The organism is Collinsella sp. LCP19S3_A7 (genome assembly GCF_052121995.1).
GTDB lineage: Bacteria > Actinomycetota > Coriobacteriia > Coriobacteriales > Coriobacteriaceae > Collinsella.
In genome coordinates, this window is record NZ_JBQKDE010000020.1 from 1 (window position 1) to 16,041 (window position 16,041).

Consider the following 16,041-nt stretch of genomic DNA (forward strand, 5'->3'; position numbering starts at 1 on the left):
GGATGACGCGGAAACGGCCCCTCCCGGGGCCGTTTCAGTTCCAGATCGTTGTTTTCGCCCGCTGAGCTGGGCCTATGCCGGAATCTCTCCCACAGAAACCACCGAAGAGCCTTTCTTTTGGACCCCACGTATAGACGCGCTGTTTGTCGCATTGTCCATTTATGTCATGTAAGGGAATGGAGAGCGCTCAGATGCTCTCTCGAGTTATGTACGCTATCATGTACAAAAATAGCTACATAATTGGAGGGATTGCATGGACGCCATCTATTCCGCAACAGCCCTTCGCGATCATCCGCGTGAGGTGAAGCAGGCTGCCCGTGAACGGCTCGTGCGAATCACGGAGAACGGCAACGGTGCCTACGTGTTCTGCTCTGAGGAGGTTTTCCAGCGGGAGGTGGACGACGCCGTCGAACGGGCGCTCTACGCGCGGCGCGTCTCTGACGCTATCGACCGTGGGCGCGCAGACATAGCTGCTGGTCAGTACGTGGAAGGTATCGAAGCGGCGAAGGCGGCCGTCGCGAGTAGGCGGGCTTCCAGTGGCGCGGCTTAGGTTTTCCGAGGAATTCCTCGAATCCCTCGCCGGGCTTGACGAGCGGGTCGAGGAGTCGGTATGGAAGAAGCTCGCGCTTGTGCAGGACTTTCCGGGTGTGGGTTCGTCACTTGTCGAGCCCACGCTCAGGCATGCGTATGGCCCCGCCTGTCTTAAAGTCGTGGCAGCGGGTTATGACGTGCTCTACGAGCGTGGTGAGAAAGACGCCGATGGCGTGGAGGTAGTTGACGTTCTAGGCATTGTGAGTCAAAGGGCAGTGCGATAGCGAATGTGACGCTCGTCTCGCGCTACGATGGGCCCAAGATTGCCTTCTATGAGGAAAGTCCTAATCCCGGGGCGACGCATCGCCCCGGGTCTCCACCTCTAGAGAACCGACATCGTCGCCTGGTCGCCTCCGGGGGCTTCCTTCTCGTCCGTCGCGTCGGACTCGGCCAGCATCACCCTGTGCCCGCGCTTCGCAGCAGTCTCCCATCACCGCGGGGCTGGGATATGCGCGTGTTGATGTTCACTAAGAAGTGACGCGAAGGGGGTGGTACCGCTTTTCCGTACCTCCTCGCCCAGGCCGCCAGCCCCAGGCTCCGTCGGTATTCCAGCGCCCGCTCGAAGGCCTTGCGGTCGATCGTCGCGGCAAGCCACACCGTACCCAGCCCCATCGACGTGGCGAGAAGAACGAACTTCTCGAAGGAGTAGCCAAAGCCCAGCTCCGCGTCCTCCTGCCTGTGGTACTTGGCGGCGACGTACGTGTTGGCCCCAACGATCACGGGGCTGGACACGCCGTCACGCTTGTGGTCAAGAAACTTGAACGTTATGGGCACCCCAAAGGGGTTGGTGTCGTGCCTGGCAAAGTCCTCGAGTCTTGCCATGACCTCGCTTGGGATGGGCCTGTCGCTAAAGGTGCGCACTCTCTTGCGGACCTTGATGGTGTTGACGTCCAACTGCTGGGTCTCCTGCTCTTCTCGTCCTTGCCGGGTGCTATGCCTGCTCTATGCGGAGCAGCGTCTTGCCCTGAGAGTGGCCGGACCTCACGTGCTCGAGCGCGTCGTTTACCTGGTCGAGCTCGTAGGTGCCGTCGATGGAGACGGCGAGCGGGCGCTCTGCGGGGAAGAGCTCAGCCACGCGGGAGAGCTGCGCGCCGTCCTCGTGCACGAAGACGAAGTCGTACGTCTGGTCCCGGCGCGCGGCCATCCTGTCGAACTTGCGGCCGGCGATGCCAAAGAGCGCGCGCTTAGCGGGCGAGAGGCCCGCGCGCCTGGCGAAGCGGCCATTGGGCAGGCCGCGCAGCGACACGAGGTGGCCGCCGCGCCTGAGGATGCGGAACTCGTCCGGCAGCTCGCGCTCGCCCAGGGTGTCGAGCACGCAGTCCACGTCGTGGAGAACGTCCACGTAGCGCTGCGCCTTGTAGTCGATAAAGGTGCCAGCGCCCAGCTCGCGAACGCGCTCCTCGTTGCGAGCGCTGCCGTTGGTTACAACCTTGATGCCCATGCGCGCGTCGATGGGTATGGCCATGGCGCCAAGGCTCCCCGTCCCGCCCGAGATGAAGAGCGTCTGGCCGGCCTGTGCCCCCATGAGCTCGATCGCCTACAGGGCCGTGAGCGCCGTGAGGGGCACGCACGCGGCCTCCTCCATGGAGAGGTAGTCGGGCACGGTGGCCAGCGCCGACTCGTCCACGGCCGCGTACTCCGCAAACGCGCCGATCTTGGCGAGCGGCATGCGGCCGTACACGCGGTCTCCCGCCTTGAACCTTGTTGCCGCGGAGCCCGCCTTGACGACGGTGCCCGAGAACTCGTTGCCCATCACGAGCGGGGTGCGGTACGGCACGATGAGCCGCACTTCTCCGCGGATGATCATGTTGTCCAGCGGGTTGACCGCCGCCGTGTGGACGCGCACGAGGACCTCGTGCGGCGCGGGCTCGGGTGTGGGGACGTTGCGCACCGCGAGGGTCGCGCCGCTCTTGCTGTACCTGTCCAGAATCGCTGCCTTCATTTGCGGTTGCCTTCCTGTTGGCGGTTGTCCTTCTTGCTGCCATCGATCCTCTCGCGCATGCGCGCCATGCAGTCCGCGAGCGTCGCGCCCGCGAGCTCGTCCTCCACCACCTGCTCCGCGTGGCGGAACATCCCGCCGAGCACGGGGCGGATGTTGCGTCCCACGATGCACTCGTCGCTGGGGTTCTGGTGGATGTCGAACACGTGGACCTTTTCCGTCTGCTCGACGGCGCGGTACACCTCGAGCATCGAGATGTCCTCCGGTGCCTTGAGCAGGGCAAACCCGGTCCTCCCGCGCCGGCCCTCGATGATGCCCGCGTGGCTGAGGCGCGCGGCTACCTTGCGGACGTAGCTCGGGTTGGTGCCCACGCTCGTCGCGATCTGCTCCGAGCTCATGGGCTGCTCCGCCTCTGACACGAGTATCAGCAGGTGGATTGCCGTAGAGAACTTTGTGTCCACGCGTGCGTCCCTTCGCGTTGGGTAACTGACGCGGCTAAATGTATCACATGCAGATACAACTATGGACGGAAAATGGCAGAGGGGCAAGAGGCGCATACATCTTTCTTAGGAAGGCTGAGTCAGGACAAGCTGAGTAAGGGGCGTCGGCATGAGCTTTGTGGGCAGGAAGAGCGAGCCCATCAGGCGGGTACTTGGGCTTTGAGGGGAGCCCTCCGAACGGTGCGGCTCATTGGCATCGACGAGCCGTGCCGGTAGCTGCAGGAAAGAACAACGCGCCGGGCGAGAAGGACGTGGGCTTCGGGTTGCGAACGGGCTCCCCGAGCGTAGGTGTTCTTCTCGCCCAGGTGTGAGTAAGCGCCGTGGGCTCTAGTGCTCGCAGCCGCCGTGGCCGCAGCCACCCTCGTGGTGACCGCAGCCGCCCTCGTGCCCGTGGTGGCCGTGCCCGCCGCAGCTTGCCTCGTCGGTCTGCCGCATGGAGCCTGCGAGGTACGCGGCGACCGCGTCGTCGGCAGGCCCCTGCGCGCCGCCGTACACGCAGACGCCCGCGCGCTGCAGAGCGGCAAGCGCGCCGCCGCCAAGGCCGCCGCAGATGAGGACATCGACCCCGTTTTCCGCAAGCAGGCCCGCGAGGGCGCCGTGGCTCACGCCGCCCGCCCCCACGACCTGCGAGGCCACGACCCCGAATAGAGGAGGGGCTTCTCTACAGGCGCATTACAAGGCACTTTGGCGTTCGCATGGGAAGCAAGGTGCGGGCGAAGTGCGAGGAGGGCGTCAAGGCCGCGCATGGCAGGCGTGTCACGCAGGCCGGTCGCACGATCGTGTGGCTGCGCGGTCAGGATCCCAAGTCTTACGTTGTCTACCGCGTGCCGCAGGGCGAGGACGCTCGGCGCTCGTTCGACGAGCTGCCGCTGGAGGAGATCGCCGCCGCGGCGCTGGAGTTCATCGAGAGTAACGGCCCGAGCGAGCAGGAGGACCTGGTGAGGGGCGTGCTGCACGAGCTGGAGTTCTCAAGGCTCACGGCAGCCGCGCGGGAGTACCTGCAGAAGGGTCTGACGTTTGGCATTCGCTGAGGGCTCTACAAGAGGAGCAAGTCCACCTACCTGCTTCCTGATGCGGAGGAGTGATTAGGAGCGCTGCGCAAGCGTATCGCGACCGGCGGCGGATTGGGACCTTAGGTTTGGGCCTTATAATGTTGCGGGCCAGGGGAACATTCCTCTGGCCTGCTTTCATTTTAGGTACCTCTCGCAAAACTCGGCGGCAGTTACGATCTCTATTCCAGAATACTCGCCTATCGTAAGCAGGTCCTTGTCTCCGCTCACAATATGGATGGCGCGGGCGTCTATCGCGCATCCTAGAAACTTGTCGTCGTCCGGGTCGCGGCATACCTCAACTTTACTTTGAGGTCTGATAAAGGAAAGTGCAGCTTCGAACGTCCGGAGATAACGACGTTGGTGTCTATGACGACCCTCATGCGCGTTTCCTCGCGCGCACCGCCGCGATGGCATCGTCTATGTCTGAATCTTTGTAGCCAACGGACTTTGCCCAGGCCTGGGCCTCGTCGAGGTGAGACTTGAAGTCCTCTTCCTTCGGCATGTCAATTTTCTTGAGCATTATTACGTCTCCCGAGGTGTATACGGCAAGGTGGTCGCCGCTTTCAATCGATAGCCTCTTGCGCAGCTTCACAGGGAGCACGACCTGGCCCTTTGATGAGACGGCAAGGACTTCTGAACTCATGATTGCCTCCAATGTAAGAATTACTTACATAGATTCTACCCCATTCGCACCCGGTTTCTCGTTCCGTAATGTCTGCGTGGAGACAACTCATGTGGTCCACAAGTGGTCTTGTCCTTCGAGTCAACACGCGGTTTTCTGCGCATGGGCGATACGCCTTCTCCGTCGCGGCGGTGGCTGAACGCGGCCTATCTGCCGCCGCCCATAAGCGCCTACCTGTTTGGGTCGTTCCACTTGGAGTGGATGGGCAAGTCCGTCACGCGCCTCAACCTGCTAAGGTGGGACACGAACCTGGCGAAGATGGCGCCGCGGCGGCCGAAGCTGGCGCTGCGGCGCCGGCAGAAACGGGGGGCGCGATGAGCATCTTCGGGTGGATGGACGCAAACGACGACGGCATTCCCGACAACATGCTGTACTACGACCTCTGCACGGGCGGCAAGGCCGCGAAGGCCGCCGCGGCGCGCAAGAAGAACGCCGCGGCGGGCCCTGCGGGTGGCGCGTCCGGCCGCACGGGCGCGGGGGCCGGCGGCCGGCTCAACCTTGGCAAGGTCCGCAAGATCCAATCCGGCCACGTGCCCGAGGGCCTGAGGCACCCGTCCGACGCCCCAGGCAAGGGGCGCGGCTCTTCTCGCCCGTGCTAGCCGCGCCGGACGTGCCCCGTGACGCCTCTGGAATTGCGGTGGCCGGCGCGCTGCCAGGCGAGAAGTGCCGCCCTCGGGCGAGAAGCGCAGCCTAGAACGCGGAGAGGTATATGGCGCGCGCGTCCTCCATGGTAAGGGGCCTGAGCTCGCCAAAGCGCTCGCCCTTGTTCTGGTGCAGCGTCTGCAGCCAGCCGTCGACCTCGTCCTGGCTCAGCCCCAGGTCGCCCAGGGTGCGCGGCATGCCCAGGCTCACGAGGAAGCGCTGCAGCTCGTCGATCGCATAGGTGATCGCGTCCTCGGTGGCCTCGTCCGTCTGGTCCACGGGCTCCACGTCGAACACGCCCTTGGCGAACGCGAGGAAGCGCTCCGTGTTGGCGCGCCACACGTAGCGCATCCACGCGGGCAGGATCACGGCGAGGCCGGCGCCGTGGGCGACCTCGGGACGGTGCGCGGAGACCTCGTGCTCGAGGCCGTGGCTCTCCCAGCCGCCGGCGCGCTTGGTGGGGGCGGAGGAGCGGCCGCAGCCGCAGAGGTCGTTGTGCGCGAGCGTGCCGGACCACATGATGGTTGCGCGGGCGTCGTAGTCGTCCGGCGTGGCGATCACGGTGGTGGCCGCGTCCATCACGGCGCGGATGATCCCGCAGCAGATGTTGTCCGTCACGGGCACGGGGCCTGCGGTGCTGAAGAAGCGCTCGCAGATGTGGCAGATGATGTCCGTCACGCCCGCTGCGGTCTGGTACTGCGGCAGCGTGAACGTGACCTCGGGATCGAGCACCGCCACGCGCGGGCGGAACACGTCGCCGTTGACGCCCTTCTTGAGGCCGAGCTCGTCGTTGCTGATGACGCACGAGCCGGACGCCTCTGACCCGGCCGCCGGGATCGTGAGCACGCACGCGATGGGCAGGCACGCCCCGATGGTTGCCTTGCGCATGAAGAAGTCCCACACGTCGCCCTGGTAGGACGTGCCAAACGCGATGGCCTTGGACGTGTCGATCACCGATCCGCCGCCCACGGCGAGCACGAGGTCCACCTGCTCGCGGCGTGCGAGCTCGATGCCCTTGCGCACGAGGCCCACCTCGGGGTTGGGGCGGACGCCGCCGAGCTCCACGTACCCCACGCCGGCCGCGTCGAGCGACGCCGTGACGCGGGCAAGGAGGCCGGTGCGCACGACGGAGCCGCCGCCGTACACAAGGAGGGCGCGCTTGGCCCCAAGGGCCGCGACCTCGCCCCCGATCCTATCCGCGTAGCCGCGGCCAAAGACGAAGCGGGTGGGGGATTGGAACACGAAGTCGTTCATGCTTGACTGCCTTCCTTTGGGGCCAGGGGCCCGGGTTGCCGTATGGGACCATTATCGCGCGGCCGAGCCCGTCGCGGGGAAGAACGGGCACTTCTCGCCCAGGCATTGGGCGTTCTGCGGATAGAAGCCGCAGACGATGTCATCCTTCTGCAGGCTGACGCCAAAGCGGTCGCGCACGTAGTCGACGGCCGCCTGGAGCGACACGTACGCGTCGCGCTTGCAGCAGCGCGGCCCGCCAATGCGCGAGAGCTCGCCCAGCGCGCGCGACGTGTAGCCCATGTGGCTTCCCCACGAGTCGTCGCTGGTAAGAGGCCCCGTCTGCTCCAGGATGCTCAGTGCCGCGCCCACGGACGCCACGGCCCCGCACACGCCCCAGCGGCCGCACATGGCGCCAGGCATCTGCAAGCCGCGCGACATGAGCTCGGCCAGCGCCGATGGAAGGTCCACGCTGCCGCCGGCGTTGCGGTACGCGGTCAGCAGCGCCGCGCCGTCCAGCACGTGGTGCTCCGGTCCGTGCATGCGCACGAAGTCCTGTCGCGCGACGTCCCTAAACACCTGGTAGGGACTGGTACTGGTCTGCTCTAGGCACGCGTTCACGATCAGGTTGCCACGTTCCTCAAGAGTGAGCTCTCCCATGTTGCCCGCCTCCGCATCCTGCTCCCGGCTTTCACTTCTCTTTCATGCTACGCCACTGCGCGGCGCACAACGCGTTGTGCGACATTGAAGGTGCGGCCGCGGTCCCCCTTCGCATCCGAGGCGCCTTCCCCGCGGACGGAACTCAGAAGCCGGGTTCGAGGCACATGGTCATGTACGTCGGTAGATAGCTGACGGGTCCGTCCTTCTCCACGTTTCCCTCGTGCAATACGATGGCCCGCTCGATTCCGTAGTTCCTCGTCTGCAGCGCCTTGGTGAGCGCGCTGTGGCGCCTGTAGCCCTTGCCTGACTTCACCTCAATCGGGACGACACGGTCTCCAGTTTGCACCACGAAGTCGAGCTCTCCGATGCTTCGGTTCTTGAAGTACCACAGCCCAAGCCCGTGACACGTAAGCTCCTGCGCCACGGCGTTCTCGTACAGTGCGCCAAAGTTGATGTCCTCGCGGCTTGTCAGCACGTCACGCACCACGTCCATTCCGCACTGGTACGTGAGTATGCCCACGTCGGACGAGAAGAGCTTGAACTTGCTGGACTCGAGGTTCGTCGCAAGCGGGTAGCGCGGCTCCGTCACGTTGTATGCGGGCAGTGCCACGTTCGCATCGGTCAGCCACATGAAGTCGTTGTCGTAGCGGTCGAAGTGAGAGTCGCCCTCCACGTCGCGAACCACAAAACGCTTGTCCTGGCGGCTGATCTCACTCGGCATCAGGTCAAAGATGCGCCTTACCACGCGTGCCCGGCCGCCCGCATACTTCGAGATGTCGTAGCGATACTGACCGACGATGGCCTCTTGCAGCACGCGCACTTGGCTTACGTTGTCGGATGCCGCGAACGCCTGGACGGGATCGGGCATGCCTCCGCAAATCAGGTAGCGGTGGAACAACCCGGTCAGCCTCTGATGGACGAACTCGTCGACCGCCCTTCCATCCGCAAAGCAGCTCCGTACCTCATCGAGCAGGTCTTGAGAGACGCCATTTGCCCAGGCAAACTCCTCAAAGTCGAGCGGATACATCTTGACTGTTGAAAGGTAGCCAACGGGCGCCGACGACAATCCCTTGAGCTCGACCCCAAGCATGGAGCCCGAGAGTATGTAGTCAAAGTCTTGGCGTTCCATCAGAAACTTTATTGCCGTGACGGCTTCCTTGCACTGCTGCACCTCGTCCAGGAAGACGACGGTCTTTCCGGGAACCATCGGGGCATCCGCGAAGGCGGTCAGCCGCATGAACAGCTCGCGCGAGTTGCTCGCGGTGGAGAGCGCTTCCGCAGCCGCGGGGTTCTCGTACAGATTGATCTCGACGACATTCTCCCAGTGGGTACGCGCAAACTCGCGCACGAGGTAGGTCTTCCCAACTTGGCGCGCGCCCGTGACCAGAAGGGCTTGCTTCGTGCGATAGCGGTACCAATCCTCAAACTGGTCAAGCGCCTTTCTCTTGAGCATAGGCCCTCCGCGTTGTCTGGCATTGCCATCTTATGGATAACGATTATACCTGCGCTTTGTCAATTTGTGAGCCAAAAATGTGGCCTGTTTTGTCAATTTGTAAACTCTAAATAGGGCTCATTCTGTCAATTTGCAAACAAAAAACCAGACTCATTTTGTCAATTTGCAACACCATGCAAGCTTTCAGCAACGTGGCCTGGCGCATCGGGCGCGCGACGTGCGTCGCGTTTTTTGGCGCTGTTCGTGGCCATGGCCGCGGTGCTTCTCGTCTTCTTCACCACGTTCGTGGGGTAGCCGCCGCACGGCGACCTCGCCCGCACCATCGCGCCGCACGGCGACCTCGTCCGTGCCAACGTGCCGCATGGTGCTGCGTCGGCATGGTCGCTTTCCGCTTCCGTACAGATGCCTGCAATAGTGTCGGAGCGGGTCCACTTAGGTTTACTTTGACCCGCACGGGGAACAACACTCACCGTCTTGGCAGAGTCTTGCGCTTGCCTGCGCACGGTCCCACGCGTAGGCGCGCCGCGGAAGGGGAGTGGTGATGAGGGTCCTGTTTGTGGTGGACCAGTACCTGCATTCCAACAACGGGACCACCATCACGGCGCGGCGCTTTGCGCGCGAGCTCATGGCGCGCGGGCACGAGGTGCGCGTGGCGTGCCAGGCGGACGCGCCCGCGCCGGGCAACGCAGCCCCGCACGCGGACCCAACTGCGGCCGGCTGCGTGCGCGCGGACGACGGCGTGCTGGTGTACCCCCAGCCCGAGCTGCGCATTCCCGTGTTCCAGGGCCTCGTGGACCGCCAGGGCATGACGCTCGCGAGGGCGGACCGCGCGTCCATGGCCCGCGCGCTGGCCTGGTGCGACGTCGTCCACTTCTTCATGCCCTTCTCGCTCGCGCACACCGGCGTCCTCATGGCGCGGCAGCTGGGCGTACCGGCGACGGCGGCGTTCCACGTGCAGCCGCAGAACCTGTCGAGCTCCGTGGGGCTGGGGCGTTCGCGGCGCTTCAACGACATGCTGTTTCGCGCGTTCGACTGGTCGCTCTACCAGCACGTGGACCACGTGCACTGCCCCAGCAACATGATCGCGGGCCAGCTGCGCGAGCACGGCTACACCAACACGCTGCACGTCATCAGCAACGGGATCGAGGACTCGTTCACCTACCACCGCGAGCCAAAGCCCGCGCAGCTGGCGGGCAGGGTGGTCGTCACCATGGTCGGGCGCTACTCGCGCGAGAAGCGCCAGGACGTGGTGATCCGCGGCGTGGCGGCCTCGCGCCACCGCGAGAAGATCGTGCTGGTGCTTGCCGGACAGGGGCCCACGGAGCGTAAGCTCAGGCGGCTGGCGGCGCGGCTGGGCGTGGACGCGCGCTTTGGCTTCATGCCGCAGCCGCGGCTGCGGGCCGTGCTTGCGCAGACGGACGTGTACGTGCACGCGTCGGACATGGAGGCCGAGGCCATGAGCTGCATGGAGGCCTTCGCGACGGGGCTTGTGCCCATAATCGCAAACTCGCCGCTGTCTGCCACGCCGCAGTTTGCGCTGGACGATCGCTCGCTGTTTGCCGCCGGCGACCCACGGGACCTCGCGTGCCACCTGGACTGGTGGATAGAGCACCCGCAGGAGCGCGAGCGCATGGGCCACGCGTACGCGCGGGAGGCGGAAGGCTATCGCATCGGCGCGTGCGCGGAGCGCTTCGAGCGCATGCTGCGGCAGGCCGTCGCCAACGCGCCCGCGCCGCGCGGCACGCTGCCGCCGGATCCCGCCCACGTGAGCGACGAGCGGCCCACGCACGTGGTGCACATGCGCCACTGGGGAAGCTTCACCACGCCGGACGGGTACGACTACCTGCGCCTGGGCAGGGGCGCGACCGCCGGCTACTGGGCGTTTCGCGTGGTGCTGGACATCGCGGCGTGGCTCGCCACAAGGGTGGTCCTGGGCGTGCGCGTCCGCGGCCGCAGAAATCTGCAAGCCGTGCGCGGCGGCTTCGTGAGCGTGTCCAACCACGTGCAGACGCTCGACTGCGGCATGGCGCTGCGGGCGCTCCGCGGGCGCCGCACGTACTTCGTGAGCTTGGAAGAGAACTTCGCGCTCGCATGGGTGGGCGGCATAGTGCGGCTGGCGGGCGCCGTGCCCGTGCCGCGTCGCCCGCGGCAGTTTGTGCAGCAGGTTCGCGCGCTCACGCAGGCGCTCGCGCGGGGCGGCGTCGTGCACGTCTACCCGGAGGGCGCGCTGCTTCCGTACGCGGAGGGACTGCACCCGTTTGCGACGGGCGCGTTCCACCTGGCCGTGCGAGCCGGCGTGCCCGTGGTGCCCATGGTCATCCGGCAAGCCCCGCGCCGCGGCCTGGGCAGGCTCCTCCACCGCCGCCCGCGCCTCACGCTCACGGTGCTCCCGCCGCTGTGGACAGACCCAACCCTGCCCCGTGCCCAGGCCGTGCCAGAGCTTGCGGACCGCTGCTGGCGCGTGATGGACCGCGCGCTGCGCCAGGGCGTGGACGGGCTCTAGCGCCGGGCGCCACCGCCGCACCACGACCTCACGCCGCGCCGCCACCGCCGCCGCGCCCGCGCAAGTTTGTGCGCGGCGTGTCGATTCGCGCACAGCCTCCCCGTGCCTTGCGGAAGCACCGCCCAGCGTCCAATATGAACAGCGTTCACATACAACGCAACAAGCCCGCACGGGCGAGAAGAGCCCGCGTGGCGGATGGGGGAGTCCACCATGAGCGAAGCAACAACCGCGACCCAGGCCGCGTCCGCAAGCGCCGCGGTGCCGGCGCGCGACGCCATGCCCAGGCCCATGCGCGTCGCGGAGAGCGCGTTCGACATCTGCTACCTGCTGTTCGACCTGGTGGCGGCCATCGTCTTCCTCGCACAGGCGCACGGCCGCGCCGTGTTCGTGCTGTACGGCGCGCTCGCCCTCGTGCTCGGCGGGGGAGACGCGTTCCACCTGGTGCCGCGCGTGCAGATGCACCTGCGCGGCGTGCGGCCCAACACCACCGCCAGACTCGGCCTGGGCACGCAGGTGGCATCGGTCACCATGACCGTGTTCTACGTGCTCCTCTACTTCATCTGGCGCCGGCTCTTCCCGGGCGTCGGCGTCCCCGCGGCCGTCCCCGCCCTCATATTCGCCACGGCGGCGCTGCGCATCGCGCTCTGCCTCATGCCGCAGAACGATTGGCGCTCCGGCCAAGAGAACCTGCGCTGGGAGCTCTATCGCAACGTTCCGTTCGCCGTCACGGGCGTGCTGGTCATCGTTCTGTTCGCAATCTCCGGCAACGCCGGCGGCCTCGGCATGTGGCGCATGTGCATTGCCATCGCGCTCAGCTTTGCCTTCTACCTTCCGGTCTGCTTCCTCGCAAAGCTCATTCCCGCTGTGGGAGCGCTCATGCTGCCCAAGACCGTCACGTACATGTGGATGATCGCCATGGGCCTGCAGCTGCTGGCCCGTCTGTAGGCGCACATGAAGCCGCAGGCAACCTCAAGGGAGGCCATCCTCGCGGAGTGCCGCGCCATCGTGCGGCACCAGGGCCTCCCTGGCATCAGCGTGCGCACCGTGGCCGCTGCGGCGGGCGTGGCAACGGGCACGCTGTACCATTACTTTCCGGATAAGCGCGCGCTCCTGATGTCCGTTGTCGCAGATGTCTGGCGCGACGTGTTCAGCCTGAATGCCGCGCCGCGCGACTGCACGGACTTCTGCCGGTACGTTGACGACCTCTATCGAGGCGCGCGCGATCGCCTTGCCGCCTATCCCGGCTTCGCACAGGGCCACGGCCTGGAGCTCGTGGCCCTAACCGGCCAGGAGGATGAGGGCCGAGCGCGCATGCAGGCGTTTTTGGACGCCGTGGACAGCCGGCTACAAGAGGCGCTCCGCCGCGACCCCCGCGTACGGCCGGACGCGCTCGCGGACGACCTTACGCCCCAGTCGCTCGCGAGCTTCGTCACGCGCAACCTGCTCGCGGGCCTCGTGCTGGACCAGTCTACCTGCGACGACCTGCTTGCCGTGCTGCGCGCCGCGCTGTACTGACGTCTGCCGCGCGCGAGGAGCTGGGCCAGATGATGGAGGACCGCTACGCCGAGCTTCGCGCAAAAGGCATGGGCGAGAAGGACGCGGCTTCCGCGGGCATCTGCGCCGCTTTTGCAGAGGGTACGTCAGTTGCCTCGAGCACCTCGACGGTGTGATAAGCAAGATGGGTAGGGACGTGACCGCGCCGCGCGGGACATTCCTCAAGCGCGCCGCGGCGGAGTCCGAGATGGGGAACATAACGCTCAACGGCAAGAGCATGGGGCCAAGCTATGCCGCTCACGACAGCGGCAACTCCGGTAGCCGGACCCTCAAAGCCACGTCGGAGATGGACGACATCACCGTCGGTAACTAGGCATCAAGGACCTGCGGACGACTCCGACTGTGCCTGAACGCGCCAGGTTGCGCCCTCCTTCCGTATGCGAACGATTCATGAAATGCCAGCTTGCGTTGACGTGACGTATCTGCAAGCAATAGACTGAATCATTGTGGACGTTAAGCCTGCGTTCAGCGTCCATGCAGGCGGGTTTTCCAACTTCTGCGGCTAAAGCCGCCTAAGCTTTGGGGGCCTGCAGTATCCAAGCTCATAGCGGGTCCTCCCGAAGGGAAGCGCAACATTGACTGAGTATGGCAACAGTACGGAGGGCACGTCCGGTCATCCAAGGCATGTGCGCCACGCAAGGCAGTCGCAAGACACTCCGACAGCAACTCCCGCCAACGGCTTCGCGAAGGGCGTATCCACACGGAGCGAAGGTCTGCCCCGCGCGACGGTCTCTCCGCTCCCGGCGGATTCGCCCACTGCACACCACCCCAGCCAGGAGGAGGTTCGCAACCTCACGCATCGTGAGCACCACAAGCGTCGCCTGCCCATGATGGCTCGCATCCTTCTGGTCGTCGCGGCAATCGTCGCAGTCGCGGGCATCGCGGCGGCGGCATGGGTGGGCCACCTCAACTCGTCCATGTCCGTGGGCGGAAGCGAGGGCCAGAAGCTCTCCCGCGCGCTCAAGAAGCCGGCATCCGGCAAGAAGAACGCTCCTTTCTACATGGTCATCATCGGGTCGGACAACCGCGCTGGCGTCGCGGGCTCGCGCTCGGATGTCACGATGCTCGCGCGCGTTGACCTCGCGCACAGCACGGTCACCCTCGTCTCCATTCCGCGCGATACCATGGTGCGCGCCTCCAATGGCGCGACGGAAAAGATAAACGCAGAGTACAACAACGGACCCGCTGCGACGGTGGAGGCGGTCTCTAAGTTCGCCGGCGTGCCCATTACGCACTACATGGCCATGTCGTTCGACGATCTGTCTGGCGTGATTGACCGTCTCGGTGGCATAACGGTCAACGTTCCGGAGGCGTTCACCTCTCGCGACGGCTACCGCTTCACCAAGGGTGACCAGAACGTCAGCGGTGCGGAGGCCTTCAGCTACGTGCGAGACCGCTATAACGAGTCCGGTGGCGACTTCGGTCGCGCACAGGCCCAGCGCCAGGTGGTCGAAGCCATCGCGCGTAAGACGCTCGAAAGCCCGGTGACGGAGCTCCCCGGCGTGGTCGAGTCCCTCGCTGGCTCCGTAAGCACGGACCTCTCCGTTACGGACCTCGTGTCGTGGGCCACCACGGTCAAGGGCTCCGGCATCCGTCTCAAGGTGTATTCCGCCGTCGTGCCCAGCTACTCGCTCAGTCAGGATGGCGTCTCCTACGTCGGCACCATGTACAATGAGTGGCGTGCCATGATGCAGCGCGTGGACGCTGGCATGGATCCCAACGATGCCAACGCCCAGGTGCCAAAGGCGCAGGCAAGTAACACCGCCCTCGGAGCCGCGGAAAACGCCACGTCTCCCAAGGACTACCAGCAACTTGCGGCAAACGCTGGACTCACCACCAACGACGTCGCCCAATAGGCGGAAGCACATTCGCCCATCAGAGCGCCACGTGAGGCGCCGCCAGTAACGTACGGCCAGAAGGGAAGCACGCATGACCCTGCTCGAACTCCTACAGCTCCTCAGGAAGCACCTCAGGTTGGTGGTGCTTCTTCCCATCCTGTGCGCAGTCGCCGCGGGTGCCTACTCCGTGCTGTTCATGCGCAACACGGCCGCCTCCGTCACGGACGCTACGATACTGGTGGTGCGTCAGGACTACACACATCGCGACGACGTTGCCGCGGCGTACGAGCAGTTGGTCCAGGCTGGTGCCAACGTCATCGGCACGGTGCTCAACTGCTGCGACGCTGCTACGTCAGGCCACTACTATGGCTATTACAAGGAGCGGAAAAACGATTCCTACGATGTCGTCGCCCCATCGGCGGATGTGGCCCAACCTTTGGGTGCGGCCCCTGCCTCCACTCCGGTCGAGCCTACGCAGCCGGCATCCAATCGCGTCTCGTCACCCGTTTCCGACGCACGGTCCCCGCGCCCAATCCCGGCAGGTGGCGTGGCTACGCGCGTAAAGCCCGTGAACTCTGCGGTACGCTCACAGCGTGCTGTGGGACAGAATGGTCTTGACCAGACGTCCGCCTTCCTCAAGCAAGCTGGCTATGCTCCGCGCATTCCTCATGAGGAGGAGTAATGCGAGGCATACGCTTTCTTCTTAAGCAGTACCTGTTTGCGGGGGCATAAGCATGAGGGACATCCACTGCCACATCCTTCCGGGGGTGGACGACGGTTTCCCGGACCTTGAGTACAGCCTTGCGATGTTTTCGGCTGCCCGTGAGGCGGGCGTCACCAGCATCGTGTGCACGCCGCATTGCCGCGACCCCTATTTCGACTACGATCGCATGCTTGCTGCGTTCGACGCGCTGCATGCTGCCGCACCAGACTTCCCGCTCTACATGGGCTTCGAGGTTAACCACGCCAAGCTCATGCAGCTTGGCGTGGAGGAATGGGCTCCGCGTTTGGGGTGTCGCCGTACGGGTCAGTTCCTGCTCGAGCTCGACACGCACTGCACGGCCGATTCCATGGGGGAGTACGAGAGGACCATATACGAGCTTCAGGGCATGGGTTGGCGTGTCGTGATAGCACATCCGGAGCGCTACGACGCTATTCGCAAGAACCCGGAGCTGGCACGGCGTTTTCTGCAGCTCGATTGCGACCTGCAGGCTTCGGCAGACTTTATTCGTGGCGGACGGCTCGGAAACAGCGGCAAAACGGCGAAGCGTCTATTCCAGCTGGGACTGTATCGCTACATAGCAAGTGATGCGCATACCGTGGAGCACTATTCCCTTTTATGTCGCGCTTGTGAGGAATATCGCGTCCGCCCGGCGCACATGCTTTAACAAGGGTCT

At 65.1% G+C, this 16,041-nt stretch carries 22 protein-coding genes; 12 read left to right on the forward strand and 10 right to left on the reverse strand.

Going from position 1 to position 16,041, the window contains the following annotated elements:
* Positions 1-253 precede the first annotated feature (253 nt).
* Together ACTQV3_RS08160 and ACTQV3_RS08165 are read left to right on the forward strand one after the other, a co-directional pair.
* Positions 254-550, forward strand: a complete 297-nt coding sequence (locus ACTQV3_RS08160) for a hypothetical protein (RefSeq protein WP_090847861.1) — start codon at positions 254-256, stop codon at positions 548-550.
* Positions 537-815, forward strand: coding sequence for a hypothetical protein (locus tag ACTQV3_RS08165; protein ID WP_154540676.1), 279 nt, complete (start codon positions 537-539; stop codon positions 813-815). The genes ACTQV3_RS08160 and ACTQV3_RS08165 overlap by 14 nt, the downstream gene beginning before the upstream one ends.
* Before the next feature lie 172 nt (positions 816-987).
* On the opposite strand, the gene ACTQV3_RS08170 is transcribed toward ACTQV3_RS08165, so the two are convergent.
* From ACTQV3_RS08170 to ACTQV3_RS08190, 5 genes are all read right to left on the reverse strand, one after another.
* Entirely contained in the window at positions 988-1,485 is a 498-nt protein-coding gene (locus ACTQV3_RS08170; RefSeq protein WP_441069222.1) for a nitroreductase family protein, read from the reverse strand.
* 37 nt (positions 1,486-1,522) lie between these two features.
* Positions 1,523-2,116 (reverse strand): zinc-binding dehydrogenase, encoded by a 594-nt coding sequence (locus ACTQV3_RS08175; protein ID WP_441069221.1) that lies wholly within the window; start codon positions 2,114-2,116, stop codon positions 1,523-1,525.
* A gap of 12 nt (positions 2,117-2,128) precedes the next feature.
* Positions 2,129-2,533: an alcohol dehydrogenase catalytic domain-containing protein gene (locus ACTQV3_RS08180; protein ID WP_441069219.1), complete on the reverse strand. Its 405-nt coding sequence runs from the start codon at positions 2,531-2,533 to the stop codon at positions 2,129-2,131.
* Positions 2,530-2,991 carry an RrF2 family transcriptional regulator gene (locus tag ACTQV3_RS08185; RefSeq protein ID WP_441069217.1) on the reverse strand — a complete coding sequence of 154 codons (462 nt, stop codon included), beginning with the start codon at positions 2,989-2,991 and terminating at the stop codon, positions 2,530-2,532. The genes ACTQV3_RS08180 and ACTQV3_RS08185 overlap by 4 nt, the downstream gene beginning before the upstream one ends.
* Before the next feature lie 366 nt (positions 2,992-3,357).
* Positions 3,358-3,666, reverse strand: a complete 309-nt coding sequence (locus ACTQV3_RS08190) for a NifB/NifX family molybdenum-iron cluster-binding protein (protein WP_441536112.1) — start codon at positions 3,664-3,666, stop codon at positions 3,358-3,360.
* A 59-nt stretch (positions 3,667-3,725) separates the two neighbouring features.
* On the opposite strand from ACTQV3_RS08190, the gene ACTQV3_RS08195 reads away from it, so the two are divergent.
* Positions 3,726-4,061 carry a hypothetical protein gene (locus ACTQV3_RS08195; RefSeq protein ID WP_441069213.1) on the forward strand — a complete coding sequence of 112 codons (336 nt, stop codon included), beginning with the start codon at positions 3,726-3,728 and terminating at the stop codon, positions 4,059-4,061.
* A 156-nt stretch (positions 4,062-4,217) separates the two neighbouring features.
* On the opposite strand, the gene ACTQV3_RS08200 is transcribed toward ACTQV3_RS08195, so the two are convergent.
* Complete coding sequence (locus ACTQV3_RS08200) at positions 4,218-4,496, reverse strand: putative toxin-antitoxin system toxin component, PIN family (protein WP_441069211.1); 279 nt, start codon at positions 4,494-4,496, stop codon at positions 4,218-4,220.
* Positions 4,459-4,725 (reverse strand): AbrB/MazE/SpoVT family DNA-binding domain-containing protein, encoded by a 267-nt coding sequence (locus ACTQV3_RS08205; RefSeq protein ID WP_441069209.1) that lies wholly within the window; start codon positions 4,723-4,725, stop codon positions 4,459-4,461. The genes ACTQV3_RS08200 and ACTQV3_RS08205 overlap by 38 nt, the downstream gene beginning before the upstream one ends.
* 353 nt (positions 4,726-5,078) lie before the next feature.
* Between ACTQV3_RS08205 and ACTQV3_RS08210 the strand changes: the two genes are divergently transcribed.
* A complete protein-coding gene (locus tag ACTQV3_RS08210) occupies positions 5,079-5,363 on the forward strand; it encodes a hypothetical protein (protein ID WP_441069207.1) in 285 nt (94 codons plus the stop codon).
* A gap of 91 nt (positions 5,364-5,454) precedes the next feature.
* Here ACTQV3_RS08210 and ACTQV3_RS08215 read toward each other — a convergent pair whose 3' ends face one another.
* From ACTQV3_RS08215 to ACTQV3_RS08225, 3 genes are all read right to left on the reverse strand, one after another.
* Positions 5,455-6,660, reverse strand: a complete 1,206-nt coding sequence (locus ACTQV3_RS08215) for an iron-containing alcohol dehydrogenase (protein WP_441069206.1) — start codon at positions 6,658-6,660, stop codon at positions 5,455-5,457.
* Between the two features lie 51 nt (positions 6,661-6,711).
* On the reverse strand, positions 6,712-7,296 hold the full coding sequence (locus ACTQV3_RS08220) for a DUF5714 domain-containing protein (protein WP_441069204.1): 585 nt from the start codon (positions 7,294-7,296) through the stop codon (positions 6,712-6,714).
* Between the two features lie 142 nt (positions 7,297-7,438).
* On the reverse strand, positions 7,439-8,749 hold the full coding sequence (locus ACTQV3_RS08225; RefSeq protein ID WP_441069202.1) for an ATP-binding protein: 1,311 nt from the start codon (positions 8,747-8,749) through the stop codon (positions 7,439-7,441).
* 541 nt (positions 8,750-9,290) lie between these two features.
* On the opposite strand from ACTQV3_RS08225, the gene ACTQV3_RS08230 reads away from it, so the two are divergent.
* The 8 genes from ACTQV3_RS08230 to ACTQV3_RS08265 all read left to right on the forward strand — a co-directional run bounded on the left by ACTQV3_RS08230 (position 9,291) and on the right by ACTQV3_RS08265 (position 16,032).
* Positions 9,291-11,252, forward strand: a complete 1,962-nt coding sequence (locus ACTQV3_RS08230; RefSeq protein WP_441069200.1) for a glycosyltransferase — start codon at positions 9,291-9,293, stop codon at positions 11,250-11,252.
* A 210-nt stretch (positions 11,253-11,462) separates the two neighbouring features.
* The gene (locus ACTQV3_RS08235; protein ID WP_441069198.1) at positions 11,463-12,197 is read left to right on the forward strand and encodes a hypothetical protein; all 735 of its coding nucleotides are present in this window, start codon (positions 11,463-11,465) and stop codon (positions 12,195-12,197) included.
* A 6-nt stretch (positions 12,198-12,203) separates the two neighbouring features.
* Positions 12,204-12,767 carry a TetR/AcrR family transcriptional regulator gene (locus ACTQV3_RS08240; RefSeq protein WP_441069197.1) on the forward strand — a complete coding sequence of 188 codons (564 nt, stop codon included), beginning with the start codon at positions 12,204-12,206 and terminating at the stop codon, positions 12,765-12,767.
* Between the two features lie 29 nt (positions 12,768-12,796).
* On the forward strand, positions 12,797-12,922 hold the full coding sequence (locus ACTQV3_RS08245) for a hypothetical protein (protein ID WP_441069195.1): 126 nt from the start codon (positions 12,797-12,799) through the stop codon (positions 12,920-12,922).
* Positions 12,923-12,930: 8 nt separating this feature from the next.
* On the forward strand, positions 12,931-13,119 hold the full coding sequence (locus tag ACTQV3_RS08250) for a hypothetical protein (RefSeq protein ID WP_441069193.1): 189 nt from the start codon (positions 12,931-12,933) through the stop codon (positions 13,117-13,119).
* Between the two features lie 262 nt (positions 13,120-13,381).
* A complete protein-coding gene (locus tag ACTQV3_RS08255; RefSeq protein ID WP_441069191.1) occupies positions 13,382-14,662 on the forward strand; it encodes an LCP family protein in 1,281 nt (426 codons plus the stop codon).
* Between the two features lie 73 nt (positions 14,663-14,735).
* On the forward strand, positions 14,736-15,326 hold the full coding sequence (locus ACTQV3_RS08260) for a hypothetical protein (protein ID WP_441069189.1): 591 nt from the start codon (positions 14,736-14,738) through the stop codon (positions 15,324-15,326).
* 52 nt (positions 15,327-15,378) lie between these two features.
* A complete protein-coding gene (locus ACTQV3_RS08265) occupies positions 15,379-16,032 on the forward strand; it encodes a CpsB/CapC family capsule biosynthesis tyrosine phosphatase (RefSeq protein WP_441069187.1) in 654 nt (217 codons plus the stop codon).
* Positions 16,033-16,041: the final 9 nt, after the last annotated feature.

Excerpts from the sequence above, each read along its gene's own strand:
- ACTQV3_RS08160 (WP_090847861.1), top strand. The coding sequence starts at position 254 with ATGGACGCCATCTATTCCGCAACAGCCCTTCGCGATCATCCGCGTGAG.
- ACTQV3_RS08175 (WP_441069221.1), bottom strand. The coding sequence starts at position 2,116 with ATGGGGGCACAGGCCGGCCAGACGCTCTTCATCTCGGGCGGGACGGGG.
- ACTQV3_RS08180 (WP_441069219.1), bottom strand. The coding sequence starts at position 2,533 with ATGAAGGCAGCGATTCTGGACAGGTACAGCAAGAGCGGCGCGACCCTC.
- ACTQV3_RS08195 (WP_441069213.1), top strand. The coding sequence starts at position 3,726 with ATGGGAAGCAAGGTGCGGGCGAAGTGCGAGGAGGGCGTCAAGGCCGCG.
- ACTQV3_RS08200 (WP_441069211.1), bottom strand. The coding sequence starts at position 4,496 with ATGCCATCGCGGCGGTGCGCGCGAGGAAACGCGCATGAGGGTCGTCAT.
- ACTQV3_RS08205 (WP_441069209.1), bottom strand. The coding sequence starts at position 4,725 with ATGAGTTCAGAAGTCCTTGCCGTCTCATCAAAGGGCCAGGTCGTGCTC.
- ACTQV3_RS08210 (WP_441069207.1), top strand. The coding sequence starts at position 5,079 with ATGAGCATCTTCGGGTGGATGGACGCAAACGACGACGGCATTCCCGAC.
- ACTQV3_RS08215 (WP_441069206.1), bottom strand. The coding sequence starts at position 6,660 with ATGAACGACTTCGTGTTCCAATCCCCCACCCGCTTCGTCTTTGGCCGC.
- ACTQV3_RS08220 (WP_441069204.1), bottom strand. The coding sequence starts at position 7,296 with ATGGGAGAGCTCACTCTTGAGGAACGTGGCAACCTGATCGTGAACGCG.
- ACTQV3_RS08225 (WP_441069202.1), bottom strand. The coding sequence starts at position 8,749 with ATGCTCAAGAGAAAGGCGCTTGACCAGTTTGAGGATTGGTACCGCTAT.
- ACTQV3_RS08230 (WP_441069200.1), top strand. The coding sequence starts at position 9,291 with ATGAGGGTCCTGTTTGTGGTGGACCAGTACCTGCATTCCAACAACGGG.
- ACTQV3_RS08235 (WP_441069198.1), top strand. The coding sequence starts at position 11,463 with ATGAGCGAAGCAACAACCGCGACCCAGGCCGCGTCCGCAAGCGCCGCG.
- ACTQV3_RS08240 (WP_441069197.1), top strand. The coding sequence starts at position 12,204 with ATGAAGCCGCAGGCAACCTCAAGGGAGGCCATCCTCGCGGAGTGCCGC.
- ACTQV3_RS08245 (WP_441069195.1), top strand. The coding sequence starts at position 12,797 with ATGATGGAGGACCGCTACGCCGAGCTTCGCGCAAAAGGCATGGGCGAG.
- ACTQV3_RS08250 (WP_441069193.1), top strand. The coding sequence starts at position 12,931 with ATGGGTAGGGACGTGACCGCGCCGCGCGGGACATTCCTCAAGCGCGCC.
- ACTQV3_RS08260 (WP_441069189.1), top strand. The coding sequence starts at position 14,736 with ATGACCCTGCTCGAACTCCTACAGCTCCTCAGGAAGCACCTCAGGTTG.
- ACTQV3_RS08265 (WP_441069187.1), top strand. The coding sequence starts at position 15,379 with ATGAGGGACATCCACTGCCACATCCTTCCGGGGGTGGACGACGGTTTC.